The sequence below is a fragment of the Parasediminibacterium paludis genome (assembly GCF_042651445.1).
In the GTDB taxonomy this organism is placed as follows: domain Bacteria; phylum Bacteroidota; class Bacteroidia; order Chitinophagales; family Chitinophagaceae; genus Parasediminibacterium; species Parasediminibacterium paludis.
This window is the reverse complement of record NZ_JBHSDC010000003.1, coordinates 263,919-286,738: the sequence shown is the minus strand read 5'-3', so window position 1 is coordinate 286,738 and position 22,820 is coordinate 263,919. Positions and strand designations below refer to the sequence as shown.

The window sequence follows — 22,820 nt, the reverse complement described above, 5'->3', positions numbered from 1 at the left end:
CTAACCGAGAGAACCATTACTGTGGACGGTTAACGGTAGACGGTAAGCCTTAAAACATAAATCAATTACAACATGCTTAGTAGAATTGCAGATTCATTATTTTGGACCAATAGATATATGGAACGTGCAGATGGCTTGCTACGCTGCACCATGACGAATTACATTTTAATGTTTGATAAGGGTGTAACTAACAACCTTAGTTGGCAGCATATTTTACAAATATTTTCTAATAGTAATGAAGCTGCGGTTGAAGCTATGCAGTTTAATACCGAAGCTGCTTTAAAAGAATTGTTGCTAAATACTGGCAACCCTGGCTCGCTAAAATGCATTATGGGCAAGGCAAGAGAAAATGCCCGTGCCATACAAGATAATATTACCAAAGAAGTGTGGGAACAAGTAAATGGTATGTATCACGCCATAAATGCGCCTAACCTTGAAGGCAAACTTAGAAGCTACGAAGCGCTAGAACTTGTAGACACCTTTAGCAAAGAAAGTATTTTGTACAATGGCGTTACCGATACTACCATGCCTCGTGGGCTTGGCTGGGCTTTTATGAACCTTGGCCGATACATTGAACGCTGTTTTATTACCATAGAAGTGGCCGACAAGTTTTTCAGTATGATTGACTATAAGCTAGATGAAGAGAAGGATATTTTACAATGGCGACCAATGTTGTTGGCTTTGTCTGGTTACGAATTGCACCTTAAAACCTACAGAAGTGCTGCGCACAACGAGAACGCTTTACACCAAGTTATATTTAATAAAGACTTTACAAGAAGCGTATTTTACTCACTTAATCGCACCTCAAAATATTTGGTAGATGTATTACAAGAAAATAATACAGAACATAAAGATGCCATTAGTAAGCGCTTCGGCAGGTTGTTGAGTAAAGTTGAATATACAGATTTTGATACCCTAAATAACAATAATCTAGAAGCTTTTTTAGATGATATTAGAACAGAACTAGCTGCGTTTAGCAATATGATAGGTCAAATATTTTTCTCTTACGTATAAAGCCAAAGCCCTGCAATATTTACCAAAATTGTAGGGCTTTTTACATAAAAATAGCCCATCTTGCAGGCCTGAAAGGACAGCTATGTTAGGGATAAAAATATACAGAATACTCACTTTTATTTTACTACCAATTGAAATATTAATGGGTTTAATGGCCTTGATAATGCTCATAATGTCGCTAGGCAACATAGGCGCTTTGTTGCCTGTATTTATGATAAGCTGCACCGTTATTTATATTTTTTCGAGTTTCCGTTTTTTAAATAGTGGTATAGAGCAGCACAAGCCCTTAAAAGCTAGCCTTAAGCATTGGATAAAAGTGAATGGCTACGTATGCATCGGTTTTTGCATGCTAATGATTACACAGATAGTCACACTTCTATTACACCCAGAAGTAATGCAAGAAATGTATCAGCAACTTATGGCAATGCAGAACAAAATGCAAGGACAACAACTATCGGCACAACTATTTAAAAATATGATGATAGGGATGTTCTGTGGTATGCTTGCTTATGCGGTGTTATTATTGGTACACACATTTATGAGCTTTCGTTTTGTAAGGCAGTACCAACACTTGTTTGATGAAGAGTAAGCTTCATTACTACACTACCCTTTCTAAAATATCATCATTAGACGTGGCGTAAGAGTAATACTTATTGGTCATCGCTAGTACAAAGCCAGCCGATATAAGCGGCACACACCCGATAGCTATCGGGTGCGGCTGTAGTAGGTATTTGGGCTTTATTGAAGCGTAGGCATTTCACACAACGAAGCAACGAAGGCAAAGGGCGCAAAGGGTTTCTTGTCATGCTGACGAAGGAAGCATCTAACTGAAAAAAAACTATTGGTGAAAGCGACAGCGACAATAGATTTTTGCATCGATATACTTACGGCATGATAGTTATTAGCTATTCGATTTCTTATTAAAAGGCAACTTACTAGTTCTTGCGAAACTGCAATTTGTTTTTTTTAAAATTATTTCTTGTAAGACCCATTTTTTTCATTGTGTTCTATATTAATGGCAACATCCAACATTAAATTTTCTACTGTCGAAATGAATTCTGTCACATGAGTCATGTTAACACTAATTGAATTGTCACCATGTGCAACTTTATTTCTGAAAAGCAAAAGTTTATTAAGCTTTGTGTCATAATGGTCAGGAACTTTATCGATACAAAACCGCTCTAGAATTTTATTAAGTACTTTAAAGTTTACATTCGATTCAGTTGGAACACTTGGTTTAATAGTAACAATGTCAGTCAATAGGGTGTCTATTAAGCTTACCATTCTTTGCTTCGATTCAAAACCTGTTCTTGGGTTGTTAAAATCGCATTCGCTATCAAGTTGGTGAGTTAGTAAAGGAATAGCAATTTCAAAACGGCTAATTGATAAAGAATTCAAATGGTTAGAATATATTACGAAACAACTTTTTACAAATCCTTCCCAAATCGCATAAATTGCTGGAATTGTATACTTAATTTGAAGTTCCTTATGTTCAGGTCTAAAACTATATCGTATAGGAATACTTTTCAAAGTTGCCAATTCTGAAACTCGCCAATCAATGTCTGCTAATATTTCATCAATAAATGTAGCCATGGTTATTTTCCAAATATTTCGTCAGCAACTTCTATTCTCTTAATTATTCTTGATTTACTTGCAGAAGCTGAACCTGAAGCTTTTCTAAAATTGTCTGATTGTTTAAGGTCATTTATCTTTTGAATTATTATATCGGTTCTTTCATTCGAATAACGAGAAAGATATTTTGAAATACCGATTGTAACACAATCATATAGGCTCGTAGAGAAAACTTTATTAGACCCCCTAAAGGTTTCTTTTCCAATTGGTGATAGGATTCTAACAGTCTCTTTAAATGCGTTCTCTAATTCTTGAATTTTTTCTGGTTGAGCAACTGCTATTCTCATATAATTTGTCATGTGTTGAGAAATGTTATCCGATAAATCTTCTTTGAAGTTGTAGAGTGAGGCAAAACGGAGAACAAGTTCGTCCATGTATAACTGTTCTAATTGTCTTTCAGTTGGTTGGATTAAACTTACAAACTCTTGAATTTCTGCACACCTTCTTAAAAATGCATTAAAGTCTTTGCTTACTCCCCTAAAAATTGCATTTCTAATTTCTTGGTCTGTTAATTCTGAACCACCAGTGTTAAGTCGGTTAAAAAGTTCATATCGCATATCAAATGCACTATTCCACTTAATAATTTCTACTCTACATGAAGCTCGCTTAATATTTAGTTGAAACTTTAGAGGCAAGTCTTTACAAGCAAGATTTTCTAAGTCCCGAGCAATATCTCCTTTGCACATAATCCAACTATTCTTGTCAGGCATTGTTCTTAGAATTCCGAAAAAAGAAAATATTGTTGAAATTCTTTGCAAGCCGTCTACAAGTTCCCATCTACCATTTTCGTCCTCTGCCACGAATATTGGTGGAATAGGAATGCCAATTAAAATTGATTCAATGAAACGGGTACGTTGATACACATCCCACCGAAAAAGTCTTTGAAAGTCAGGGTCGATTACAATTTCTTCACGTTCATACATACTCATGATTTCTCCGAAAGACATGTCGAGTCTATCTGTCGATAAGCTGTTTCGCGTTTCTTCTAATTTTATTTCTAAATGTTTTATTTTATCCATAATTTATGTACTCTTTTACAGTGAGGCATAACACAAGTATATACCATATTAAGCATCCCATCAAATATTTTTGTACTTCAATCCAAAAAATCCACCTTCCCCCACCCACCAATGTAATTTTGCCTTATTCAGTCTCGTTTCTGCCATTTACAATATTGCCAATACCAAAATCAAGCTTGTAAGAGGCATATTCAATTTCAAATATGCCATAATCGATAACGTAAGTGCCACTAACAAATGCGTAGGTGGCACAATCAATCTTGCAGGTGGCAAATCCAATCTCAAAACCACACAAACAATGTTGACACCCCACCTACAACATTGTTACCCCACCTACAACGTGATATTGTGGATAAACATGTTAAAAAAATACCTACAGTTTAACAAAACATGTAATAACCATTTTCTACATTTATGGCATTATATCACTATCTAAAACAAACAATTATGCCTAAGCAAACCTTGCGCATCGAGATTCCTAAAAATCCAGAGGAACAATTGAAACTAGCTGGTAATATTTACAAAAAACACACGGATGATGGGGCTGATAGTGTGCTTAAAGTAATGAAGGATTTTAAATGGGATGCTGTTGGGCCAAATATTCCACTAGCATTGGCTAAACACAAAGAGGCCGAAGACCTTCAGAAAAAAATGGAAAAAGCCTATGAAGACAGAAACAAACTAATGGCTGGCATTCCTGAGGGGCTTAAAAGCACCCGTGACTTTTTGAAAGGTGTGTTTAGTAAATCGCCAAAAAGCTTAGGCGATTATGGCTACACGGTAGATGACTCGCCAAGGGCATCTAAAGCACCTACTACCAAAAAATAGCGGTATGCTACCAAATACAAACACCTTGTGAACTGGGTTTTACAAGGTGTTTTTATTTGTACAGCGCTTTGGCGATATTATCACGGAAAGATAATAATGGGGTTTAGACTGGAATAATTTATAGTTCTACTTGTTCTAAGTAAACAAACTAGGATGCAGTTATCAATTGAAAAGCCGTTTAAAAAAACTTTTGTTCTGCTCTTTAATTTGATTAGATAAGAAGTCGCTAAATGTTTCTGAAATTTTTTCGTTTGCTATGTGTCCCATACCAATAAATGGCAGTTCAACAATTGTCATTTTTGTCGTATCAAAGCCAAAAGCATTTTCTGCACCATCTGAGCCAATAAGAATAATGTTTGATACAAATTCTTTAACGTTATATGCTTGATTTAATTCGACAAGTTCTTCAGCACCCCAAAGTACAAGATAACTATCTGTAGTTTCGCCTTCAAGTCCATTTGAAAACAGTAAAAACGCTTTATAGTCAGAAGGCAATCTCAAATTAAAAAACTTTTCAGCAGCCTCAATTGCAGAAGTTGTGGCTGGTGAAACTGTATCAAAGTTCTTGGCTAATTTCTCAAGCAGTTGTGTCATTTGTTTGGTTTTTTACTTCTCTCACTTTTCTATTCCAAAACGTTGTAAGTTCTGAATGTTGCAGTCTTGTAACAAAAGTTATGTTTTGTCTATCAGTGGGTTTCCACCAAATAAAATTGGGTGTGTCCTATGAAGATGAAGCCCTTTGCGTTGGTTGTCTTTCGTTTTAGCCATTTTGAAATTTTAGGTTGTTGCAAAACTCTTGTAGGTAACACAAGTATATATCATATTAGGCATACCGTAAAATGTTTTCTTTGTTATCGTATCATCGTTGCATGAAAATCCTACGCTTAAATAAAGGCCGAAAAGCGTATCAAAGCGATGCAGTGTACGCTCCGCCACGGCGGACAAGCTACAACCAAAGCCCAATAGTAGCACCAACGCTAGTTACCAAAAAAATTGCTTCTAAAGTTTCTGCGGTTTGCGTTCTTTGTGTGAAAGTACTTTGTTATGACGACCAACATGCCTTTAGCCGAAAGAATGCGCCCTACTACTTTAGACGAGTTAATAGGGCAAGAACACCTGACTGGCAAGGGCAGCATATTGCGTAAAGCCATTGAGCAAGGGCAAATACCGTCGATGATTTTGTGGGGACCGCCTGGTGTGGGCAAAACCACTATCGCCAATATTATTGCGCATACGTTAAACATCGGTTATTTTCAATTGAGTGCCATAAGCAGTGGGGTAAAAGAGGTGCGTGAAGTAATAGAACAAGCCAAGAAACTGAGTAAGGCCATTTTATTTATTGATGAAATTCACCGCTTTAACAAAGGCCAGCAAGATGCCTTGCTTGGTGCGGTTGAAAAAGGAACGATTACGTTGATAGGTGCTACTACCGAAAATCCATCGTTTGAAGTAAACAGTGCCTTGCTTAGTAGAAGTCAGGTGTATGTATTACGTGCCTTGCAGGAACAAGATTTGGTGAATTTATTGCACCAAGTAATTGCCAAAGATGCGGTACTGAAACGGCACAATATCACGTTACAAGAAACGGCTGCTTTGATTAAAATTTCTGGTGGTGATGCTAGAAAACTGTTGAACCTGTTTGAGCTAGTGATTAACCAACACAAGCAACAAGATGTTGTAGTAACTGATGCGATGGTAATGACCATTGCTCAGCAAAAAATAGCCCTTTACGATAAGCAAGGCGAACAGCACTATGATATTATTTCGGCCTTTATCAAAAGTATGCGCGGCAGCGACCCAAACGGTGCTGTGTATTGGCTTGCCCGCATGATAGAAGGAGGTGAAGATGTAAAATTTATTGCTCGTAGAATGCTCATTTTTGCCAGTGAAGATGTTGGTAATGCCAACCCTAATGCGTTACTACTAGCTAATGCCACATTTGATGCAGTGAGTAAAATTGGCTACCCAGAAAGCAGAATTATTTTAAGTCAGTGCGCTACCTATTTAGCTTCATCAGCCAAAAGTAATGCTGCTTACGAAGCTATTGGTAGCGCCTTGCAAGCAGTTCAGCAGCATGGCGATTTGCCAGTGCCCTTACACATTCGAAATGCACCTACCAAGCTGATGAAGGACATGAACTATGGTAAAAATTACCAGTATTCACACCTTGGCGACAACAATTTTATACCACAAGAATATCTACCTGCACCATTAATAGGTACAAGTTTTTATAAACCCGGCAATAATGCTAGAGAAAATGAATTGCGCAAGTTTTTAAAAGATAGATGGCAAGAAAAATATGGGTATTAATAAAACAATCATATAATAAATTAATTATAATAATATATTTTTAATCCCCCTCACCTCCCATATTTTTTAGTTCGATTAATTATAAAAATACTGTTATAGATTTATTTGCAGGAGAACAACAGCCAAAAAAATAAAAAGGCCGCTAAGAATAGCAGCCTTATACTTAACTAACCCCTCTATCAATTAATTCAGTTTCTTTTTAAGTGTAGACACTTGTTCTTGCAAATTGTTTACCATGCCAGCTAATTGATTAACATCCCAACGTTGCACCGTGTTGGCTTTTTGCATAATATAAACTGCTTTCCAAATTTCAAGAACATCTTCTTCATTTACATTATATGGCTCGTAAATTGGATTATCGCTTATTAATGTGAGCTTATTTTTAATGCGATTATTTCTCATAATACGCTTATAAACTATACCCTCACTCTTAGATAAAACAATATAGCTATTACTATTTTTTACATCTTCAATAGTATCTACTTTTTCGCCTACAATGACACTACCGCTAGGTGTAGGTAACATACTATCGCCTATTATTTCGAATGCGCGATACTGGCCTGGAGCAAGCATTGGCAATGTAAACGTGTTTAATTCGTCCACAAAATCTGGATCTGCATAACCTGCTAAATAACCTGCAGCAGCTTTTACAGGAACAAATTGAATATTGACGCTTTGCACCGCAGTTTTCAACTTTCGTCGCTGTTCTAAATAACTACTCCCTTTTGCTTCAGATAAATCCTGTAATAAAAGTTCATCTAAGCTCAGTTTAAAAATTACGCTCATGGTTTCTAGCACGTCTAATCGTGGCTCGGCGCGTTCTTCTTCGTATGCGCCTACAAGTGAGCGCTTAACGTTTAGTTTGTTAGCGAATTCTTCTTGTGTCCAACCTCTAAGTTTGCGGAGGTAGCGAAAGTTTTTGCCTGCATAACTCATAACTAATTGATTTAGCTGCAAAATACTAATATTTTTAGTTTTACCAAATTTATTTTTGTTTTCTTTATAAAATTGAGAATAATTCCATGAATCACACGAATGCTTTAATTAAACAGGATTATTGAATATACTTTTTATATTTCAATTATTCGGCGTTACCGAACGATTGCTTGAGGGATAGCAGCGGAATTACTTTTTGTTCCGTAGGACAAAAAGATTGCAGCGAATAGTCCAACCCAAAGGGGCACGCCAGAATAATAACTGTAACACTTAAGCGCTGAAATAACTTTTAGTAGCGAGTACATATGCCGTAATACCAATATTTATATATTGTAAAATTTCGAGTATTAGATTTTATAAGGTTAATGCCTATATTGCCAAACAAAACTGCTGCAGAAAATAGACGACGGCGGTGATGGTAAATTGTAGCTGATGAAACAAAATAGATTGACAACTGCCATTTTAGTGGCAATGGTACTTGGCGTAGCGCTAGGTTTGGTAATTCACACATATGCACCCCAAGAAACGATTAGTGCTTTTGCAAAAAATATTAAACTACTTGGTACTATTTTTATTCGTTTGGTAAAAACCATTATTGCGCCGCTAGTATTTACAACATTGGTGGTTGGTATTGCAAAATTAGGTGATTTGAAGACAGTAGGTCGTGTAGGCGGTAAGGCCATGTTATGGTTTTTCTCAGCTTCGTTAGTAAGTTTATTACTAGGTATGTTATTGGTAAATCTATTACACCCTGGTAGCTATATCGACCTAACGCAAGCTGACAATTATGGCTTGAAAGATTTAATGAGTAAAACCTCTGAATTCTCACTACAAAAATTTGTGGAACACATTATACCATCAAGCGCATTTGAAGCGATGGCAAATAATGAAATATTACAAATTGTAGTGTTCTCAATATTTTTCGGTATTGCTGCAGCAAGTCTGAACGAATATGCAAAACCTGTGGTAAAAACATTGGATGTAGCTGCACATATTATTTTAAAAATAGTAGGCTTTATTATGAATTTTGCACCTGTGGGTGTATTTGGTACTTTGGCTGCTGTGGTGGCAGAAAAAGGCATGGGAATTTTTAAATTTTACTTTATCTACTTTGGCTATTTCACCTTAGGCATTGCTTGTCTTTGGGCTTTAATGATACTTGTTGGTTTTATCGTTTTGGGCAAACGTTTGCAAGTAATGTTAAAGCATATTGGTAACCCATTGTTAATTGCATTTAGCACCACTAGTAGCGAAGCTGTTTTTCCTAAATTAACCGAAGAGCTAGAACGATTTGGTTGCAAGAGCAATATTGTATCGTTTATTTTACCATTGGGTTACTCTTTTAATCTTGATGGCAGTATGATGTACATGACATTTGCTAGCCTTGCAATTGCGCAAGCCTATGGTATTCATTTAGATATTGGTACACAATTAACCATGCTATTAGTACTCATGCTTACCAGCAAAGGTATTGCTGGCGTACCTAGAGCGTCTTTAATTATTGTATTGGCCACTTGTTCTATGTTTAAAATACCGCCTGAAGGTGTGGCTTTAATATTACCAATAGACCATTTTTGCGATATGCTACGCACTGCCACCAATGTATTGGGTAATGCTTTGGCTACAAGCGTTGTAAGCAAGTGGGAAGGCGCATTAGAAAACGCACAACCACAAGTAGCTTAATCCTTTTTAAGACTAGCAGTAACTTAACTTAATATTCAACTGATGAAATACTTTTTTAGCCTTGTCTGTTTCCTAATGATTGCATCACTATCGTGTGTTGCACAATCAGATAGTATATTAGTAACCGTTCGCAATCAATACGAAACTGAAATAAAAAATGCTGATGTAACGGTAGTAAAAACGGGCGAAACCGCTACTACTAACGATCGCGGTTTGGTAACACTTAAAGCTAAGATTGGTGACAAATTAATTATCAAAAAAGACAAATACGATAGTACTGCTATAACTATTCAAAGCGCAAAAGGTGAAATTAATGCGATTGCACACAAACAATTTACTTGGAAGGATTTAATTACTCCCATGTTCTACATTATTAATGGTGGTTTGTGGTTAATGTTACTCATCATTTTTGCGGAAACAGGTTTGTTTATTGGCTTCTTTTTTCCTGGCGACAGCTTACTATTTATTGCTGGTATTTTTAGCGATAAATTGGCCGTTTCGGCATTTGATACCGGTAATGTATACTTGAATTTATTACTCATTATTGTGCTTACCACTGCTGCTGGAATCTTAGGTAATTCAGTGGGTTATTGGTTTGGTAGACGCATTGGTAGCGCCATGTTTCAATGGAATGACAATATTTTATTTAAAAAGAAATACCTCCATCAAGCACATGACTTCTACGAAAAGCATGGTGGCGGTGCGGTTGTATTTGCCCGCTTTGTTCCAATAGTAAGAACCTTCGCACCTATTGTGGCAGGCATTGTAGCAATGGATAAGAAAAAGTTTACGTTTTTCAATATTATCGGTTGTATTGCTTGGGTTTCAAGTATGATACTTGGGGGGCATTTTTTACAACAATGGATTTTGAAACAATTTCATTTCGACTTAAAACAACATTTAGAAGTTATTGTACTAGGTATTGTATTTGTAACGACAGCACCTGTTATTGTGAAACTAGTATTTGGTAAAACTTCTTCAACCCAGAAATAAAATACACATGACAAAGAAGGAATATGGTATTCTATCACTTCCTGTAATTGTTGGTTCGCTCGGTTTTTTTGTTGATATCTACGATTTGCTGCTGTTTAATATCGTTCGCAAAAAAAGCTTGGCTGAACTACATGTCCCTGATGCACTTGCCAAAGAATTTGGCGAAAGTGTGGTTAGTTGGCAAATGCTTGGTCTCGTGGTAGGCGGTATTTTATGGGGCATGCTAGGTGATAAAAAAGGGCGCAAGAGTGTATTGTTTGGTTCTATCCTTTTATATTCTGCTGCAACTGTGGCCAACGGTTTTGTACAAAATGTAGAACAGTATACCATATTACGATTTGTTGCTGCACTTGGCCTTGCAGGCGAACTTGGTGCAAGTATCACGTTGGTAAGTGAAATGCTACCAAAAGATAAACGTGGTATCGGTAACTCTATTATTGCTACAAGTGGTGTATTTGGTACAATTGCTGCGTATTATGTATATGCATTAAGTGGCGAAAACTGGCGCTTGTGCTACTACATTGGCGGTACAATGGGATTTATGCTGTTATTTTTACGTGTAGGAGTTTTAGAAAGTACCATGTACGATGCTGCTAAAAAGCAATCTACCACAATGGGTAATTTTGCCATGTTTTTTACCAATAAAGAACGGTTTTGGCGCTACTTCCGCTCTATATTAATTGGCTTACCTGTGTGGTTTGTTATTGGTGTTCTAATTAGTTTTTCAGATGAATTTGCCAAAGCCTTTCATATTACAGGCTTTGACCAACCTAAAGCTTTAATGCTTCAATATGTGGCCTTAACTTTTGGCGATATGGGTGCAGGTTTAATGAGTAACTATTTAAAAAGCCGTAAGAAAACCTTGCTGATTTATTATAGTATTTTATCGGTGTTTATTGCGCTGTTCTTTGTTTTAAAAGGCGGTGGCAGCGCTACCAATATGTACTTGCTATGCATGGGGCTTGGCTTTGGTTCGGGCATTTCGGTATTGTATATTACCATGAGTGCAGAACAATTTGGTACTAATTTGCGGGCTACAGCAGCCATTTCTATTCCCAATCTAGTACGTGGCTTTTTGCCATTAATCATATTACTGTTTAAATTTTTAAGAAGCGCATCGGTGTTAAATAACTACGTTTCCGCAGCTTGGGTAACCGCTATTATTGTGATTATCACAGGCTTGGTATCGGTATTATTTACCAAAGAAACCTTTAATAAAGATTTAGATTTTGTAGAAGGATAGGAACACGGATGACACGGATTAAGCAGATTATGACAGATTTATTGATATTCACAACTTGAAAATCCGTTTTATCCATTTTAAATCAGCGTTGCTATCGAAAACAAAACAACCATGACACAACAACAAAAACAATTCGGCCTTTTCTCGATTCCAGTAATAGTAGCTGCACTCGGCTACTTTGTAGATATTTACGATTTACTATTGTTTACCATTGTTCGTGAACCAAGTTTAAAAGGCTTAGGTATTGTCCTTACTGATAAAGTAGCGGTACTCGCAGCTAGCGCTAAAATTATTAATTGGCAAATGGTAGGCTTACTAATTGGCGGTATTCTTTGGGGCGTTATTGGCGATAAAAAAGGCAGATTGAGTGTATTATTTGGCTCTATCGCTATGTATTCTATTGCCAATTTTGTAACAGGTTATATTCATACGGTAGACCAATACGCTTGGGCAAGATTTGTAGCTGGTATTGGTTTGGCTGGCGAATTGGGTGCTGGTATTACGTTGATTAGCGAATTACTACCGCAAAATAAACGCGGCGTGGGTACATCGCTAGTGGCTGGTGTGGGCTTGTTTGGTGCTGTGTTTGCCTATTTTACGTTTAAACTGACAGGTGATTGGCGCTTGTGCTATAAAATAGGTGGCGGCTTAGGTGTGGGCTTGTTATTACTTCGCATTTCTGTAGCCGAAAGTGGCATGTTTCAGCAGACCAAACAGCAAGATGTACAAAGAGGTAATTTCTTGATGTTTTTGACAAAAGGTGCTCGTTTCAAAAAGTATATGCTAGCTATTTTAATTGGCTTGCCTACCTGGTATGTTATCGGTATTTTGGTAAATTATAGTAATCGCTTCGCAAAAGAATTTTATGGCGATAACCATATAGAAAGTGGTAGAGCCATCATGTTTGCATACGTTGGCATTGCTTTTGGCGATATTTTGATTGGTTTACTCAGTCAATATTTACAAAGCAGAAAGAAAGCTTTGTTTAGCTTTTACGGGCTTACTATTGTATCGTTGATTTTGTTTTTCAGTCCCTTTATACAGAATGACGACAAAATGTATTTGGTGTGTGGTTTACTAGGGTTTTCTACTGGCTTTTGGGCCATTTTTGTAACCATGGGTGCAGAACAATTTGGCACTAACCTACGTGCTACTGCCGCCACTACTATACCCAATATGGTGCGTGGTGCATTGCCTTTAATTAACCTATTATTCTTAGATATTTTTCAGAAAAGCTGGGGCTATTCACTTACAAAAAGTGGCATCATCACAGGTATTATTGTAATGGGCATTGCCTTATTATCAGCCTTTTTCTCAGAAGAAACCTTTCATAAGGATTTGAATTATGTGGAGGAATAAAAATTAGTACGAGATAAATGTTACCTAGTAAGCGAAATCATCCCTAATGTGCGTTAAAATACCCCGAGTATTCTTTTAGCTATCCCTGATAGTCGCTAAGCCACCCCGAGTGAGCGCTGTTTTACCCCGAATGTGCGTTGCAATACCCCCTAGCAGTCGCTAAGTCGCCCCGAGTAGTCCCTGTACTACCTCGAGTGTGCGTTGCATTGCCCCTAATAGTCGTTATGTCATCCCGAATGTTCGCTGCGCCACCCCTAGCGTTCGCTAAGCAAACCTTACTACTTTATGTAATAAAACGTAATATTTGAGGTCGTCCATCAAAAATATAAGTGCCTACCATCCCAAATCTTCTAGCTGCAATTGCTATAATTGTTCGTAATTCGTGCTATGAAATTTTTGGTCATTCGCTTCTCTTCTATTGGTGATATTGTATTGACAACACCTGCTATTCGCTGCCTAAAAGAGCAAGTACCCAATGCAGAAGTACATTTTTTAAGCAAGCAAAGCTTTAAAGCGGTTACAGAAGCCAATCCTTATATCGACCAATTCTTTTATCTCAATAATAACCTCGATGCTTTAATTGCGCAGCTAAAACTTGAGCAATACGATTATATCATAGACTTACACAAAAACTTTAGAACTTTTAGAATAAAACTCGCCTTAGGCTGCCCATCATTTACTTACAAAAAGCAAAGTTGGGCTAAGTTTTTATTAACCAAGTTTGGCATTAATCAAATGAGTGGGCGGCATATTAGCGATAGATGTGTAGATACATTGGCGCCACTTGGCGTGGTAAATGATGGTAAAGGTTTGGATTATTTTATACCCGAAAAAGATATAGTGCCCATTACCGATTTGCCAGCGCAACATCGCTTTGGGTTTATAGCCATTGTTATTGGCGCTTCCTATTTTACCAAAAAACTACCTGTACAAAAACTACAAGAACTTTGTTTGAAAATTAATTATCCCATTGTATTATTAGGCGGTAGAGAAGATGCCGAAGTGGGTAATCAGGTGGCTAGTGTAGATGATATTAAAATTTATAACGCCTGCGGCAAATTTCGCCTCAATGAATCTGCCGATTTGGTAAGGCTTTCTAAACTTGTTATTTCTCACGATACGGGTTTGCAATACATTGCTTGTGCATTGAACAAAAAAGTATTGGCTATTTGGGGTGGTACTTCGCCTAAGCTTGATGTAGAACCTTATTACGGCAATGGAAAGGGTATGTATGAGAACTTCGTAGTGCCAAATTTGCCCTGCCAGCCGTGTAGCAATTTTGGCACTAAAACCTGCCCTAAAAAGCATTTTAAATGTATGATGTTACAAGATATAGAAGCCATAGCCACCAAAGCACTACAATGGAAGTAACTAGTATTTTCTGGGACCCTTGTAACTAGCTTTTACACGCTCGCCGTAAGCCACCACAGAATCTATCAATATTTTCATTTGATCGGGTTTTGTTTGGTAATACAGATAGCTTTTGTAGAATTGTTGTTTGGTAATGTTGTGTGAAGCAAATACCTGCTCATACAATTGAATATTCATCTGTCGCGTTTTGTGCACAGAGTCATATATTGGTATTTGATTGAACCAAATATCTGCGTTTTCCATATCCCACATGATGGTTTTCATATCGTTAATGGCAATTTGTTCACTTGCTTTAGGCTTATTGCTGCAAGCAGTGAGTACAAAACATGCTATAAATATACAACTCAAAGTCACTCTCATTATTTCAATTCGTCTTTAAAGCGTTGGTTATTAGTAATATCTAGTTTACTTAACAAATCAATGGCTTTCGCTTTATCGGTACTACTACCTTTTTTGAAAATACCAATCAGTTCAGTGGTTTTGCTTTGCATAAATATCTGTACAAACATAGTATTGCTATTTTCCTGATTAAAAGCTTGCAATTGTGTAAGTGTTTGCAGCACATTAGCCCTTGCTTCTGCTTCTTTATCGTACATTTTATCTAAGCCCGAACGATAGTATGAATAAATAACATCATGAATAATATTATAACGCGTGTTAATTAAGTTTTCGTTTAACCAATAGCGATTGCGCAAGCCATCAAATAGTTTCCAACCACTGATATTGCTAGCTTCTGGTGCATTATTCACAATGCTTTGTGCTTTTTGGTAAAATTTATCGCCGCCTTTTGGCGCAAATGAATCATAATCCAAACCTAATATGGTGTAGCAATAAAAAGCGAGTGTTGCAGTTAAATTACCTATTAAAGGATCGTTACCTTGTACACGGTTTTCATTAAATTCTATAGGTTGAAATTCAATATATTTGAACGTGAGGTCAGCATCTTGAAAATTAAGTAAAGCACTTTGGTAGCTGCTATTAAAAACAGGTCTTGCTGCTTGAATAATTAAAGATGCCTTGTAAACATTGGTTTCGGCAATACTTTCAAGATTCAATAAAAAGCTACATTCAATCTTTTCGTTAGCCTTAAATTCATCGGTTGTCCATCTACGGTTATTAATAAAATTATTAAGCTGGTTTTGCAACGTAACAAACACTTTTTTATCTACCGTACTATTAATTCTACTTGCGTTTACGGTTACTTGCGCTTGAAATTCCTGCGAAAAGCTAGATAAAACAGATAACAAGCCTACTATTATAAAAGCAATTTTCTTAACCATATATTTTTGAAATAATAAATGATACAATATCTTTCGCTACTTCCTTTTTAGACTTTAGCTCGAAGTTTATTTCTTCACCTGATTTATGTAAGATCGTAATTTTATTGGTGTCGAAACCAAAGCCTGCGCTATTATCGTTTAATGAGTTTAGAACAATACAATCAGCATTTTTATTTCTAAGTTTACCCAATGCATTTTCTTTTTCATTATTGGTTTCTAGTGCAAAGCCCGCAATAAACTGGTGTGGTTGTTTTATCAGACCGAGGCTAAATAAAATATCTTTTGTTTTGGTTAAACCCAAAGCCCAACTATCTTCTTTCTTTTTTACTTTTTCGGTAGCAATAGTTTCAGGGGTATAATCTGCTACCGCGGCGCTCATTACAGCAATATCAGTATCAGCAAAGTATTCATGACAAGCATCATACATATTTTGCGCACTTGTTACATTTCTACGTACAATGCCCTTATATACTAAAGTTTCATAGGTAGGTCCAGTTACCAAAGTTACATCTGCACCTTGCATATATAGTTCTTCAGCAATCGCAAAGCCCATTTTACCACTTGAGTGGTTACCAATAAACCGGACAGGATCAATTGGCTCGTAAGTAGGACCAGCAGTTACCAATACTTTTTTACCTTTTAAAATATTGTTTCTGAAAAATTTCGCTGTTATAAAGGTTACAATTTCTTCAGGTTCTGCCATTCTACCTTCGCCGATAAGACCACTAGCAAGCTCGCCTGCATTTACTTTTATAATGGTGTTACCAAAGCTTTCTAACAAAGCTAGATTTCTTTTAGTTGTACCATGATGCCACATATCTTCATCCATAGCTGGTGCTACTACTACAGGACATGTTGCAGATAAATAAGTAGCCATCAACAAATTGTCACATATACCATTTGCCATTTTAGCCAAAGTATTGCAACTTAATGGCGCAACAATAAATAAATCGGCCCATCTTCCTAAGGCTACATGATTAGCCCATTCATCGTTAGTTGCTAGATCGTGTAATACTTTATTTTTAGATAAAGTTGTAAGCACTAATGGGGACACAAAATCTTTGGAAGCTTCTGTTTGAACCACTTTTACTTCTGCACCAGCTTTTATCAAAAGTCTGACCAATAAGATGGTTTTGTAGGCAGCGATACTGCCTGAAATACCGATTAATATTTTTTTACCTGCTAGCATTTTACAAAATGAAAATAATAAAAAACGACAGTACCAAGACTGCCGTTTACCAATTGTTTTTGATATTTTCTATCTAAATAAATCGTTATCGTTTTTACGGAAATAAATTTTGTCTTCCATAAATTCTTGAGTAGCTAGAATAGCCGGATTTGGCATTCGCTCGTAAGCTCTTGAGATTTCAATTTGCTCTTTATTTTCATGCACTTCCTCTAAGCTATCGGTATGGCTAGCAAACTCTTCAAGCTTATTATGCAATTCTTCGCGTATAGAAATATTAATTTGATTAGCCCTTCTTGATGCAATAGCGATAGACTCGTATAAATTACCAGTCTTAGCTTTAATATCAACCAAGCTTTTGGTTTCTACAACCGCAGGTACATTGCTGCTATTAAAGTGTTTTTTTAGTTTGCTCATTTTGTTGTGTTTTTATAAAATTAGTTGATTGAGATTTATATTTTACTACTTCATCCAAATACTTACTCGTGTTAAATCGCTCGATAAAATCTGCACATTCACTTAATACTTTTTCATAGCGTTCTTTCTGTTTTTCTTCAAAACTCAATTCCGCATATTTGAAATACGATTTTATTACTAATAACTTATATTGATCTGCATTTTTAGAATCTGGAAAATTTTCAGAGATAGATCCAAACGCAATCGCAGCAGCTTTATAATAACCTAAATTGTAATATAATTCGGCACTTTTGTATTCTTTCTCCTCCAATTTCTCTCTACATTCATCCATTAAGGTATTAGCCTCTTTAACCTTTGGTGAAGTTGGATGCGTATTAATAAAAGCCTGTAACAAACTCATAGCCTTATTGGTATTTGTTTGATCAAGCTCTACTTTAGGCGATTGCCTATAAAAAGAATAAGCTCTCATGTATTCGCATTCTTCCGAGCGGCTACTTGCTGGAAATGTTTCTGTAAATGACTTAAATAAGTTTTCAGCATTTACATAGTCCTTTTGATTGTAATAACAATAAGCTAATTTATAATACAAATCTTCATACCTAGCGGATCCTTTAATATATGGCGATAAATCTTCGTATAAAATTTGGGCAAAATTGTATTTTTTGTCAGCATAAAAGCGCTCTGCCATTTTATACTTGTACTCGTAATCCTTGCTTTTTAGTATTAAACCAAATTTAGAACTACATGATACCAAAGCGACCAATAAAATTGAAAAAAGTAAAATCCTCTTCATAAAAGTCTGCGAAAATAGTTAATTGTTCGCAATATATGCACTAAGATGTTTACGAACGTTGTAAAACGGTTAATAATAACATAAAAAAAGGCTGTTTCGAAATTGAAACAGCCTTTTTAATAATATTGATATCTTATTTAGATCTTAAATTTGGATGTGGAGCTGGAACTGTGTTAGGACCATCTTCAGTAGTCCCTTGTAGATCGACAGTATTAGCATCGCCATTTTCACCATAGAAGAATAATAATCTGCTTTCAGAAATACCTTGTTTTTCAACTAAATATTTAATTACAGCTGATACTCTATCATAGCTTAATTGTTGTGCAGCTTTTGAAGCGGTAGCAGTACCAACATAGCCAATTACTTTTACTTTACAATCTGGGTTAGCTTTAATTTGTGCTGCTGCAGAAGCAAGAACAGTTTCTGCATCTTTACTCAACGTAGCACCTTTTTTAAATTGTACACTTGGTAGGCTAGCAATAGCACAAACGGGTGTAGGAGGCGCAACTTTAAGATTAGCAATAGCAGTTCTTAGTTCTGTGCAACAAGCTGGCTCAGGACAAGTACCAATACCATCTGCATTTACTGGGAAACATTTTTGAGGAGTTAATAACTCTTTATCTCTATAATCAGGTACACCATCACCATCTGTATCTTTAGCAACACCATGGCTATCAACTGCAGCACCAGCTGGAGTATTTGGTTCTAAATCAAACTGGTCTGTTACACCGTCTTTATCTGCATCAGGCAATACCACCTTTGGCATTTTCATATGCTTAGGTGAATTTAATTCACTATAGATATAGTTGTTTGGGTTTAACCAATAAAGTGGTTCTACTCTTTTACCTGTATTTTTTGTTTGTGCGTTTGCACCTAATTGAATAAAGGCTACTAAGCCGATAATCAATAAAAATTTAATTTTTGCCATTGTATAAGAAGTTTAATAGAGCTATTAATGAAATAGTTTAATTATTTGTTTTTCACACCCAAGTTCATGTTGATTCTGATAGAAGAATAACTAAAGAAATCACCACGATTAGCACCTGCTTTCTTGTAACCGTCCAAATTGTCGTTTCCGAATGTTGGAATTGAAAATTTTTGCTCCAAGCCCAAGTTCCATTTAGGACTTAATTTGAATGCAACACCTGCGCCTAAATCAACCATGTGGATATAATTCAAATCATTGCTAGTGAAAACAACTTTATCATTAGGGAAATTTACAAGTAGCAACTTACCATCTGGCTGTCTTGCTTTCACCTGTGTACCAACTAAACTTGCACCAGCCAAAACATACCAATTTGTTTTAGGATTTGCTCTGTAATAACTAATGGTATTTAAAGAGAATAAGGCATCAAGTGATAATGCTAAAGAATTGTTCGAACCACTTGTAATAAAAGTAGTTCCTTTAGAATAAGAAGGTATAGAAATACTGCTATAAACAGCAGAACCACGTAGTGAAACCACGTGACCTAAAGCTTTACGCAAAGAAAGACCAATTGATGGGCCCCCATTGTAACCATGACCAGCAGAATTTTTTGTAAACAAAGGTCTGTCACCAATAACAAAAGCGGTACCCAAACTTAGACCCAATTCCCAAGCATTTCTTGGCTTCGGAGGGAAAGGAAATTGATTGTTCAAGAACTCATTGTATTGAGGGATAGATTTGGTAGGAACTTTTGAAGAATCTTTCCAATCCCAACCCCAATCTGTTTTTGTTTGAGCGTTGCCAGCTATTTGTAACATAACTAACACAGCTACTAAAAGAGTGTACTTTTTGCTTGCCATAAAATTGATTTTTAGATATTTTTTGTTTGAGTGCTAAAAGTATGCCACAAAAATTTTGAAATACTTTGTACAAAAGTAGTGTTTACATCTTAACAAACAAAATCAAAAGACTATATTTCATTATTTATTAAACAATTAATCTACCAAAATACTTTTTTATCCTGTAATCAAGTAAGCAATTTATATTGCACCTCTTAATTATGTTGATTGCAAAAAAAATAATATCGAAGGAATTAGCACTTTTCGAAGCGCATTTTAGAGAAGCTGTGCGCAGTCGCGTGCCATTACTTGATAGAATAATGCAATATATAGTTAAGCGCAAAGGCAAACAGTTGAGACCAATGTTTGTACTATTAAGTGCCAAACTTGGTGGCGAAATAACAGAGTCAACTTACAGAGCCGCTTCATTGGTAGAATTATTACATACTGCAACGCTTGTGCATGATGATGTGGTAGATGAAGCAGAAGAAAGAAGGGGCTTTTTTAGTATAAACGCACTTTGGAAAAATAAAATTGCGGTGCTTGTTGGCGACTATTTACTTGCAAAAGGTTTATTACTTCCGCTTGACAATAAGGACTATGCTATTTTAAAAATTGTAACAAACGCTGTTAAAGTAATGAGCGAAGGCGAATTGTTACAATTAGAAAAGTCAAGAAACCTAAACCTTGACGAGAAAATTTATTACGATATTATCAATGGCAAAACTGCTTCCTTGCTTGCTTCTGCTTGTGCTGCAGGCGCTAGTAGCACATTTAACGATGAAGCTTCTATCGAAAAATTGCGTTTGTTTGGTGAGAAAGTTGGAATGGCCTTTCAAATAAAAGATGATTTATTTGACTATGGTACTGCTGATATTGGCAAACCAACTGGCAACGATATTAAGGAGAAAAAATTGACACTCCCATTGATTTATACACTAAATAATTGCGATAAAACCGTAAGAAAAAAAATCATTTACATTATAAAAAATCAAAACACTGTACCAGAAAAAGTGGCTTATGTAATTGATGCGGTAAACCAATGCGGCGGTATTGATTATGCCACAAAAAAAATGTTTGCTTTTAGAGATGAAGCACTCGCCATATTGCACAGTTTTGAAGATAGTGACGCAAGGCAAGCACTTGAAGAATTGGTAAGATATACTACAGATAGGCAATATTAAAGTATATCCCAATTGCTAAATAACCTACAAGGCGCTGAAGTGTGCGACGCAACGAAGTTTAATAGTACTACAAAAGCTTGTTACCAAAATTATACATGCAAAAACGTTGGAAAATATTATCGGCAGAGACAGACTTAGTTGATAGTCTTATGCGCGCGCTAAAAGTAAATAGAACGCTTTGCCAAATACTGGTTCAACGAGGTATTGATAGCTTTGACAAAGCCAGAGATTATTTTAGACCTCAACTTTCGCAATTGCACAGCCCTTGGTTGATGAAAGATATGGATAAGGCGGTTGCGAGAATTGAAGCTGCCTTTGAGAACAACGAAAAGATATTGGTTTTTGGTGATTATGATGTTGATGGCACTACGAGCGTGGCTAGTATGTTTCAATATTTAAAAAGTATTTACCAACTTGTTGATTATTACATACCACATAGATATAAGGAAGGTTATGGTGTAAGTAAAATGGGCATTGATTATGCAAAAGAGCAAGATATTACCTTAATTATTTCGCTAGACTGTGGTATAAAAAGTGTAGACCTAATTGCTTACGCAAAAGAGTTAGGTATTGACTTTATTGTCTGCGACCATCACTTACCTGATGCAGAAATACCAAAAGCTGTAGCCATTTTAAATGCCAAACAAATAGATTGTAGTTATCCTTACAAAGAACTTTGTGGGTGTGGTGTAGGCTTTAAACTGATGCAAGCTATAAGCGAACGTTTACAATTACCCGACACAAGTTACCTCCAATATTTAGACCTTGTAGCAACGGCTATTGCCGCAGATATTGTACCCATAACTGGTGAAAACAGAATTTTGGCATTTTACGGTATTAAAAAGGTAAATGAAAACCCTTGTGCTGGTATTAAAGCGCTGATGAAATTATCGTCAGTAACTAAAGAAATGCACATCAATAATTTGGTGTTTGTAATAGCACCAAGAATTAATGCTGCAGGCAGAATGGATGATGCAAAAAAGGCGGTGCAACTGTTTATAGCGCAAGACTTTGAGCAAGCATTGGCATTTGCAGAAATTTTACAAACAGATAACACAGACCGAAGAGAAGCAGATAGTACCATAACAGAAGAAGCGTTAGCAATGATTGAGGAAAACCCAAATATGTTGCACAGAAAATCGACTGTTGTGTACCAATCTCATTGGCACAAAGGTGTGGTAGGGATTGTTGCAAGTAGATTAATAGAAACTTATTATAGACCGACGGTTGTACTCACCAAAAGTGGTGATGTAGTCGCGGGCAGCGCTAGAAGTGTTGCAGGCTTCAACTTGTACGAAGCCATTCATGCTTGCAAGCAGCATTTATTAGGCTATGGCGGTCACTTTGCCGCTGCTGGCATGACATTATTACCAAAGGAAGTTGACAATTTTAGTGTTGCCTTTGAAAATGCAGTAGCAGCAAGCATTACACCAGAATTATTGGTTCCTGAAATAGTGATTGATGCTGAATTAAAATTCAGTGAAATAACTCCTGCATTTTACAAAATTATTTGTCAAATGGAACCATTTGGGCCTGATAATATGAGGCCTGTTTTTGTGACGAGAAAAGTGCTAGAAACTGGTTTTAGTAGAATTGTAAAAGAAGATCACGTAAAATTCTCAGTGCGCCATCAAAATGTAATCATGTCTGGCATTGGATTTAACATGGCTAGTAAGTTCCATTTATTGCAAATGAAAGAGCCAATTGACATTGTGTACACAATTGATGAAAATACTTGGAACAGCGAAACAAACATTCAATTAAAAGTGATTGATATTAAGTTGAGCGTTGCGTAAAATTCTAGATAA

The 22,820-nt window shown here is 36.3% G+C and carries 23 protein-coding genes; 11 read left to right on the top strand and 12 right to left on the bottom strand.

All coding sequences use genetic code 11. The features are described from left to right. Window positions 1–72: 72 nt before the first annotated feature. Together ACFOW1_RS04920 and ACFOW1_RS04915 are read left to right on the top strand one after the other, a co-directional pair. Complete coding sequence (locus tag ACFOW1_RS04920) at window positions 73–1,014, top strand: alpha-E domain-containing protein (protein ID WP_379012606.1); 942 nt, start codon at window positions 73–75, stop codon at window positions 1,012–1,014. Window positions 1,015–1,096: 82 nt separating this feature from the next. Further along, window positions 1,097–1,603 (top strand): hypothetical protein, encoded by a 507-nt coding sequence (locus ACFOW1_RS04915; RefSeq protein ID WP_379012605.1) that lies wholly within the window; start codon window positions 1,097–1,099, stop codon window positions 1,601–1,603. 61 nt (window positions 1,604–1,664) lie between these two features. Here ACFOW1_RS04915 and ACFOW1_RS04910 read toward each other — a convergent pair whose 3' ends face one another. From ACFOW1_RS04910 to ACFOW1_RS04900, 3 genes are all read right to left on the bottom strand, one after another. Beyond that, window positions 1,665–1,820: a hypothetical protein gene (locus ACFOW1_RS04910; RefSeq protein ID WP_379012604.1), complete on the bottom strand. Its 156-nt coding sequence runs from the start codon at window positions 1,818–1,820 to the stop codon at window positions 1,665–1,667. A 166-nt stretch (window positions 1,821–1,986) separates the two neighbouring features. Continuing rightward, window positions 1,987–2,607: an MAE_28990/MAE_18760 family HEPN-like nuclease gene (locus ACFOW1_RS04905; protein ID WP_379012603.1), complete on the bottom strand. Its 621-nt coding sequence runs from the start codon at window positions 2,605–2,607 to the stop codon at window positions 1,987–1,989. Window positions 2,608–2,609: 2 nt separating this feature from the next. Next, window positions 2,610–3,665, bottom strand: a complete 1,056-nt coding sequence (locus ACFOW1_RS04900) for a DUF262 domain-containing protein (RefSeq protein ID WP_379012602.1) — start codon at window positions 3,663–3,665, stop codon at window positions 2,610–2,612. Between the two features lie 447 nt (window positions 3,666–4,112). Here ACFOW1_RS04900 and ACFOW1_RS04895 point away from each other — a divergent pair, with 447 nt between their 5' ends. After that, entirely contained in the window at window positions 4,113–4,493 is a 381-nt protein-coding gene (locus ACFOW1_RS04895; protein ID WP_379012601.1) for a hypothetical protein, read from the top strand. Window positions 4,494–4,655: 162 nt separating this feature from the next. Here ACFOW1_RS04895 and ACFOW1_RS04890 read toward each other — a convergent pair whose 3' ends face one another. After that, window positions 4,656–5,087: an SMI1/KNR4 family protein gene (locus ACFOW1_RS04890; protein ID WP_379012600.1), complete on the bottom strand. Its 432-nt coding sequence runs from the start codon at window positions 5,085–5,087 to the stop codon at window positions 4,656–4,658. A gap of 450 nt (window positions 5,088–5,537) precedes the next feature. On the opposite strand from ACFOW1_RS04890, the gene ACFOW1_RS04885 reads away from it, so the two are divergent. After that, window positions 5,538–6,803 (top strand): replication-associated recombination protein A, encoded by a 1,266-nt coding sequence (locus ACFOW1_RS04885; protein ID WP_379012599.1) that lies wholly within the window; start codon window positions 5,538–5,540, stop codon window positions 6,801–6,803. Between the two features lie 183 nt (window positions 6,804–6,986). Here the strand turns inward: ACFOW1_RS04885 and ACFOW1_RS04880 are convergent, their stop codons facing one another. Continuing rightward, window positions 6,987–7,739: an XRE family transcriptional regulator gene (locus ACFOW1_RS04880; protein WP_379012598.1), complete on the bottom strand. Its 753-nt coding sequence runs from the start codon at window positions 7,737–7,739 to the stop codon at window positions 6,987–6,989. A 432-nt stretch (window positions 7,740–8,171) separates the two neighbouring features. Between ACFOW1_RS04880 and ACFOW1_RS04875 the strand changes: the two genes are divergently transcribed. From ACFOW1_RS04875 to ACFOW1_RS04855, 5 genes are all read left to right on the top strand, one after another. Continuing rightward, the gene (locus ACFOW1_RS04875) at window positions 8,172–9,422 is read left to right on the top strand and encodes a dicarboxylate/amino acid:cation symporter (protein WP_379012597.1); all 1,251 of its coding nucleotides are present in this window, start codon (window positions 8,172–8,174) and stop codon (window positions 9,420–9,422) included. A 42-nt stretch (window positions 9,423–9,464) separates the two neighbouring features. Beyond that, the gene (locus ACFOW1_RS04870; protein WP_379012596.1) at window positions 9,465–10,415 is read left to right on the top strand and encodes a DedA family protein; all 951 of its coding nucleotides are present in this window, start codon (window positions 9,465–9,467) and stop codon (window positions 10,413–10,415) included. 7 nt (window positions 10,416–10,422) lie between these two features. Further along, window positions 10,423–11,658: an MFS transporter gene (locus tag ACFOW1_RS04865; protein ID WP_379012595.1), complete on the top strand. Its 1,236-nt coding sequence runs from the start codon at window positions 10,423–10,425 to the stop codon at window positions 11,656–11,658. A gap of 111 nt (window positions 11,659–11,769) precedes the next feature. Then, the gene (locus tag ACFOW1_RS04860) at window positions 11,770–13,017 is read left to right on the top strand and encodes an MFS transporter (protein ID WP_379012594.1); all 1,248 of its coding nucleotides are present in this window, start codon (window positions 11,770–11,772) and stop codon (window positions 13,015–13,017) included. Window positions 13,018–13,404: 387 nt separating this feature from the next. Continuing rightward, window positions 13,405–14,388, top strand: coding sequence for a glycosyltransferase family 9 protein (locus ACFOW1_RS04855; protein WP_379012593.1), 984 nt, complete (start codon window positions 13,405–13,407; stop codon window positions 14,386–14,388). Here ACFOW1_RS04855 and ACFOW1_RS04850 read toward each other — a convergent pair whose 3' ends face one another. The 7 genes from ACFOW1_RS04850 to ACFOW1_RS04820 all read right to left on the bottom strand — a co-directional run bounded on the left by ACFOW1_RS04850 (window position 14,389) and on the right by ACFOW1_RS04820 (window position 19,849). Beyond that, the gene (locus ACFOW1_RS04850) at window positions 14,389–14,736 is read right to left on the bottom strand and encodes a DUF4296 domain-containing protein (RefSeq protein WP_379012592.1); all 348 of its coding nucleotides are present in this window, start codon (window positions 14,734–14,736) and stop codon (window positions 14,389–14,391) included. It abuts the gene before it with no gap. Window positions 14,737–14,747: 11 nt separating this feature from the next. Further along, a complete protein-coding gene (gene porD / locus ACFOW1_RS04845; RefSeq protein ID WP_379012591.1) occupies window positions 14,748–15,668 on the bottom strand; it encodes a type IX secretion system protein PorD in 921 nt (306 codons plus the stop codon). After that, window positions 15,661–16,857, bottom strand: coding sequence for a bifunctional phosphopantothenoylcysteine decarboxylase/phosphopantothenate--cysteine ligase CoaBC (gene coaBC / locus ACFOW1_RS04840; protein ID WP_379012590.1), 1,197 nt, complete (start codon window positions 16,855–16,857; stop codon window positions 15,661–15,663). The genes porD and coaBC overlap by 8 nt, the downstream gene beginning before the upstream one ends. Before the next feature lie 69 nt (window positions 16,858–16,926). Continuing rightward, window positions 16,927–17,271 (bottom strand): DNA-directed RNA polymerase subunit omega, encoded by a 345-nt coding sequence (locus ACFOW1_RS04835; protein ID WP_379012589.1) that lies wholly within the window; start codon window positions 17,269–17,271, stop codon window positions 16,927–16,929. Further along, window positions 17,246–18,064, bottom strand: a complete 819-nt coding sequence (locus ACFOW1_RS04830) for an outer membrane protein assembly factor BamD (RefSeq protein WP_379012588.1) — start codon at window positions 18,062–18,064, stop codon at window positions 17,246–17,248. Before ACFOW1_RS04830 ends, ACFOW1_RS04835 begins: the two co-directional genes overlap by 26 nt. A 133-nt stretch (window positions 18,065–18,197) precedes the next feature. After that, a complete protein-coding gene (locus ACFOW1_RS04825) occupies window positions 18,198–18,992 on the bottom strand; it encodes an OmpA family protein (protein ID WP_379012587.1) in 795 nt (264 codons plus the stop codon). Window positions 18,993–19,033: 41 nt separating this feature from the next. After that, window positions 19,034–19,849, bottom strand: coding sequence for a hypothetical protein (locus ACFOW1_RS04820; protein WP_379012586.1), 816 nt, complete (start codon window positions 19,847–19,849; stop codon window positions 19,034–19,036). Window positions 19,850–20,049: 200 nt separating this feature from the next. Here ACFOW1_RS04820 and ACFOW1_RS04815 point away from each other — a divergent pair, with 200 nt between their 5' ends. Both ACFOW1_RS04815 and recJ read left to right on the top strand, forming a co-directional pair. Next, window positions 20,050–21,012 carry a polyprenyl synthetase family protein gene (locus tag ACFOW1_RS04815; protein ID WP_379012585.1) on the top strand — a complete coding sequence of 321 codons (963 nt, stop codon included), beginning with the start codon at window positions 20,050–20,052 and terminating at the stop codon, window positions 21,010–21,012. 95 nt (window positions 21,013–21,107) lie between these two features. Further along, window positions 21,108–22,808, top strand: coding sequence for a single-stranded-DNA-specific exonuclease RecJ (gene recJ / locus ACFOW1_RS04810; RefSeq protein WP_379012584.1), 1,701 nt, complete (start codon window positions 21,108–21,110; stop codon window positions 22,806–22,808). The last annotated feature ends 12 nt before the right edge of the window (window positions 22,809–22,820 follow it).

What these genes read in the sequence shown, in the direction of transcription:
- ACFOW1_RS04880 (WP_379012598.1), bottom strand. Translation starts at nt 7,739, where the DNA reads ATGAGTTATGCAGGCAAAAACTTTCGCTACCTCCGCAAACTTAGAGGT.
- ACFOW1_RS04870 (WP_379012596.1), top strand. Translation starts at nt 9,465, where the DNA reads ATGAAATACTTTTTTAGCCTTGTCTGTTTCCTAATGATTGCATCACTA.
- ACFOW1_RS04835 (WP_379012589.1), bottom strand. Translation starts at nt 17,271, where the DNA reads ATGAGCAAACTAAAAAAACACTTTAATAGCAGCAATGTACCTGCGGTT.
- ACFOW1_RS04830 (WP_379012588.1), bottom strand. Translation starts at nt 18,064, where the DNA reads ATGAAGAGGATTTTACTTTTTTCAATTTTATTGGTCGCTTTGGTATCA.
- ACFOW1_RS04815 (WP_379012585.1), top strand. Translation starts at nt 20,050, where the DNA reads ATGTTGATTGCAAAAAAAATAATATCGAAGGAATTAGCACTTTTCGAA.
- porD (WP_379012591.1), bottom strand. Translation starts at nt 15,668, where the DNA reads ATGGTTAAGAAAATTGCTTTTATAATAGTAGGCTTGTTATCTGTTTTA.
- ACFOW1_RS04860 (WP_379012594.1), top strand. Translation starts at nt 11,770, where the DNA reads ATGACACAACAACAAAAACAATTCGGCCTTTTCTCGATTCCAGTAATA.
- ACFOW1_RS04895 (WP_379012601.1), top strand. Translation starts at nt 4,113, where the DNA reads ATGCCTAAGCAAACCTTGCGCATCGAGATTCCTAAAAATCCAGAGGAA.
- ACFOW1_RS04855 (WP_379012593.1), top strand. Translation starts at nt 13,405, where the DNA reads ATGAAATTTTTGGTCATTCGCTTCTCTTCTATTGGTGATATTGTATTG.
- ACFOW1_RS04820 (WP_379012586.1), bottom strand. Translation starts at nt 19,849, where the DNA reads ATGGCAAGCAAAAAGTACACTCTTTTAGTAGCTGTGTTAGTTATGTTA.
- ACFOW1_RS04910 (WP_379012604.1), bottom strand. Translation starts at nt 1,820, where the DNA reads ATGACAAGAAACCCTTTGCGCCCTTTGCCTTCGTTGCTTCGTTGTGTG.
- ACFOW1_RS04885 (WP_379012599.1), top strand. Translation starts at nt 5,538, where the DNA reads ATGACGACCAACATGCCTTTAGCCGAAAGAATGCGCCCTACTACTTTA.
- ACFOW1_RS04825 (WP_379012587.1), bottom strand. Translation starts at nt 18,992, where the DNA reads ATGGCAAAAATTAAATTTTTATTGATTATCGGCTTAGTAGCCTTTATT.
- recJ (WP_379012584.1), top strand. Translation starts at nt 21,108, where the DNA reads ATGCAAAAACGTTGGAAAATATTATCGGCAGAGACAGACTTAGTTGAT.
- ACFOW1_RS04900 (WP_379012602.1), bottom strand. Translation starts at nt 3,665, where the DNA reads ATGGATAAAATAAAACATTTAGAAATAAAATTAGAAGAAACGCGAAAC.
- ACFOW1_RS04905 (WP_379012603.1), bottom strand. Translation starts at nt 2,607, where the DNA reads ATGGCTACATTTATTGATGAAATATTAGCAGACATTGATTGGCGAGTT.
- coaBC (WP_379012590.1), bottom strand. Translation starts at nt 16,857, where the DNA reads ATGCTAGCAGGTAAAAAAATATTAATCGGTATTTCAGGCAGTATCGCT.
- ACFOW1_RS04865 (WP_379012595.1), top strand. Translation starts at nt 10,423, where the DNA reads ATGACAAAGAAGGAATATGGTATTCTATCACTTCCTGTAATTGTTGGT.
- ACFOW1_RS04920 (WP_379012606.1), top strand. Translation starts at nt 73, where the DNA reads ATGCTTAGTAGAATTGCAGATTCATTATTTTGGACCAATAGATATATG.
- ACFOW1_RS04875 (WP_379012597.1), top strand. Translation starts at nt 8,172, where the DNA reads ATGAAACAAAATAGATTGACAACTGCCATTTTAGTGGCAATGGTACTT.
- ACFOW1_RS04890 (WP_379012600.1), bottom strand. Translation starts at nt 5,087, where the DNA reads ATGACACAACTGCTTGAGAAATTAGCCAAGAACTTTGATACAGTTTCA.
- ACFOW1_RS04915 (WP_379012605.1), top strand. Translation starts at nt 1,097, where the DNA reads ATGTTAGGGATAAAAATATACAGAATACTCACTTTTATTTTACTACCA.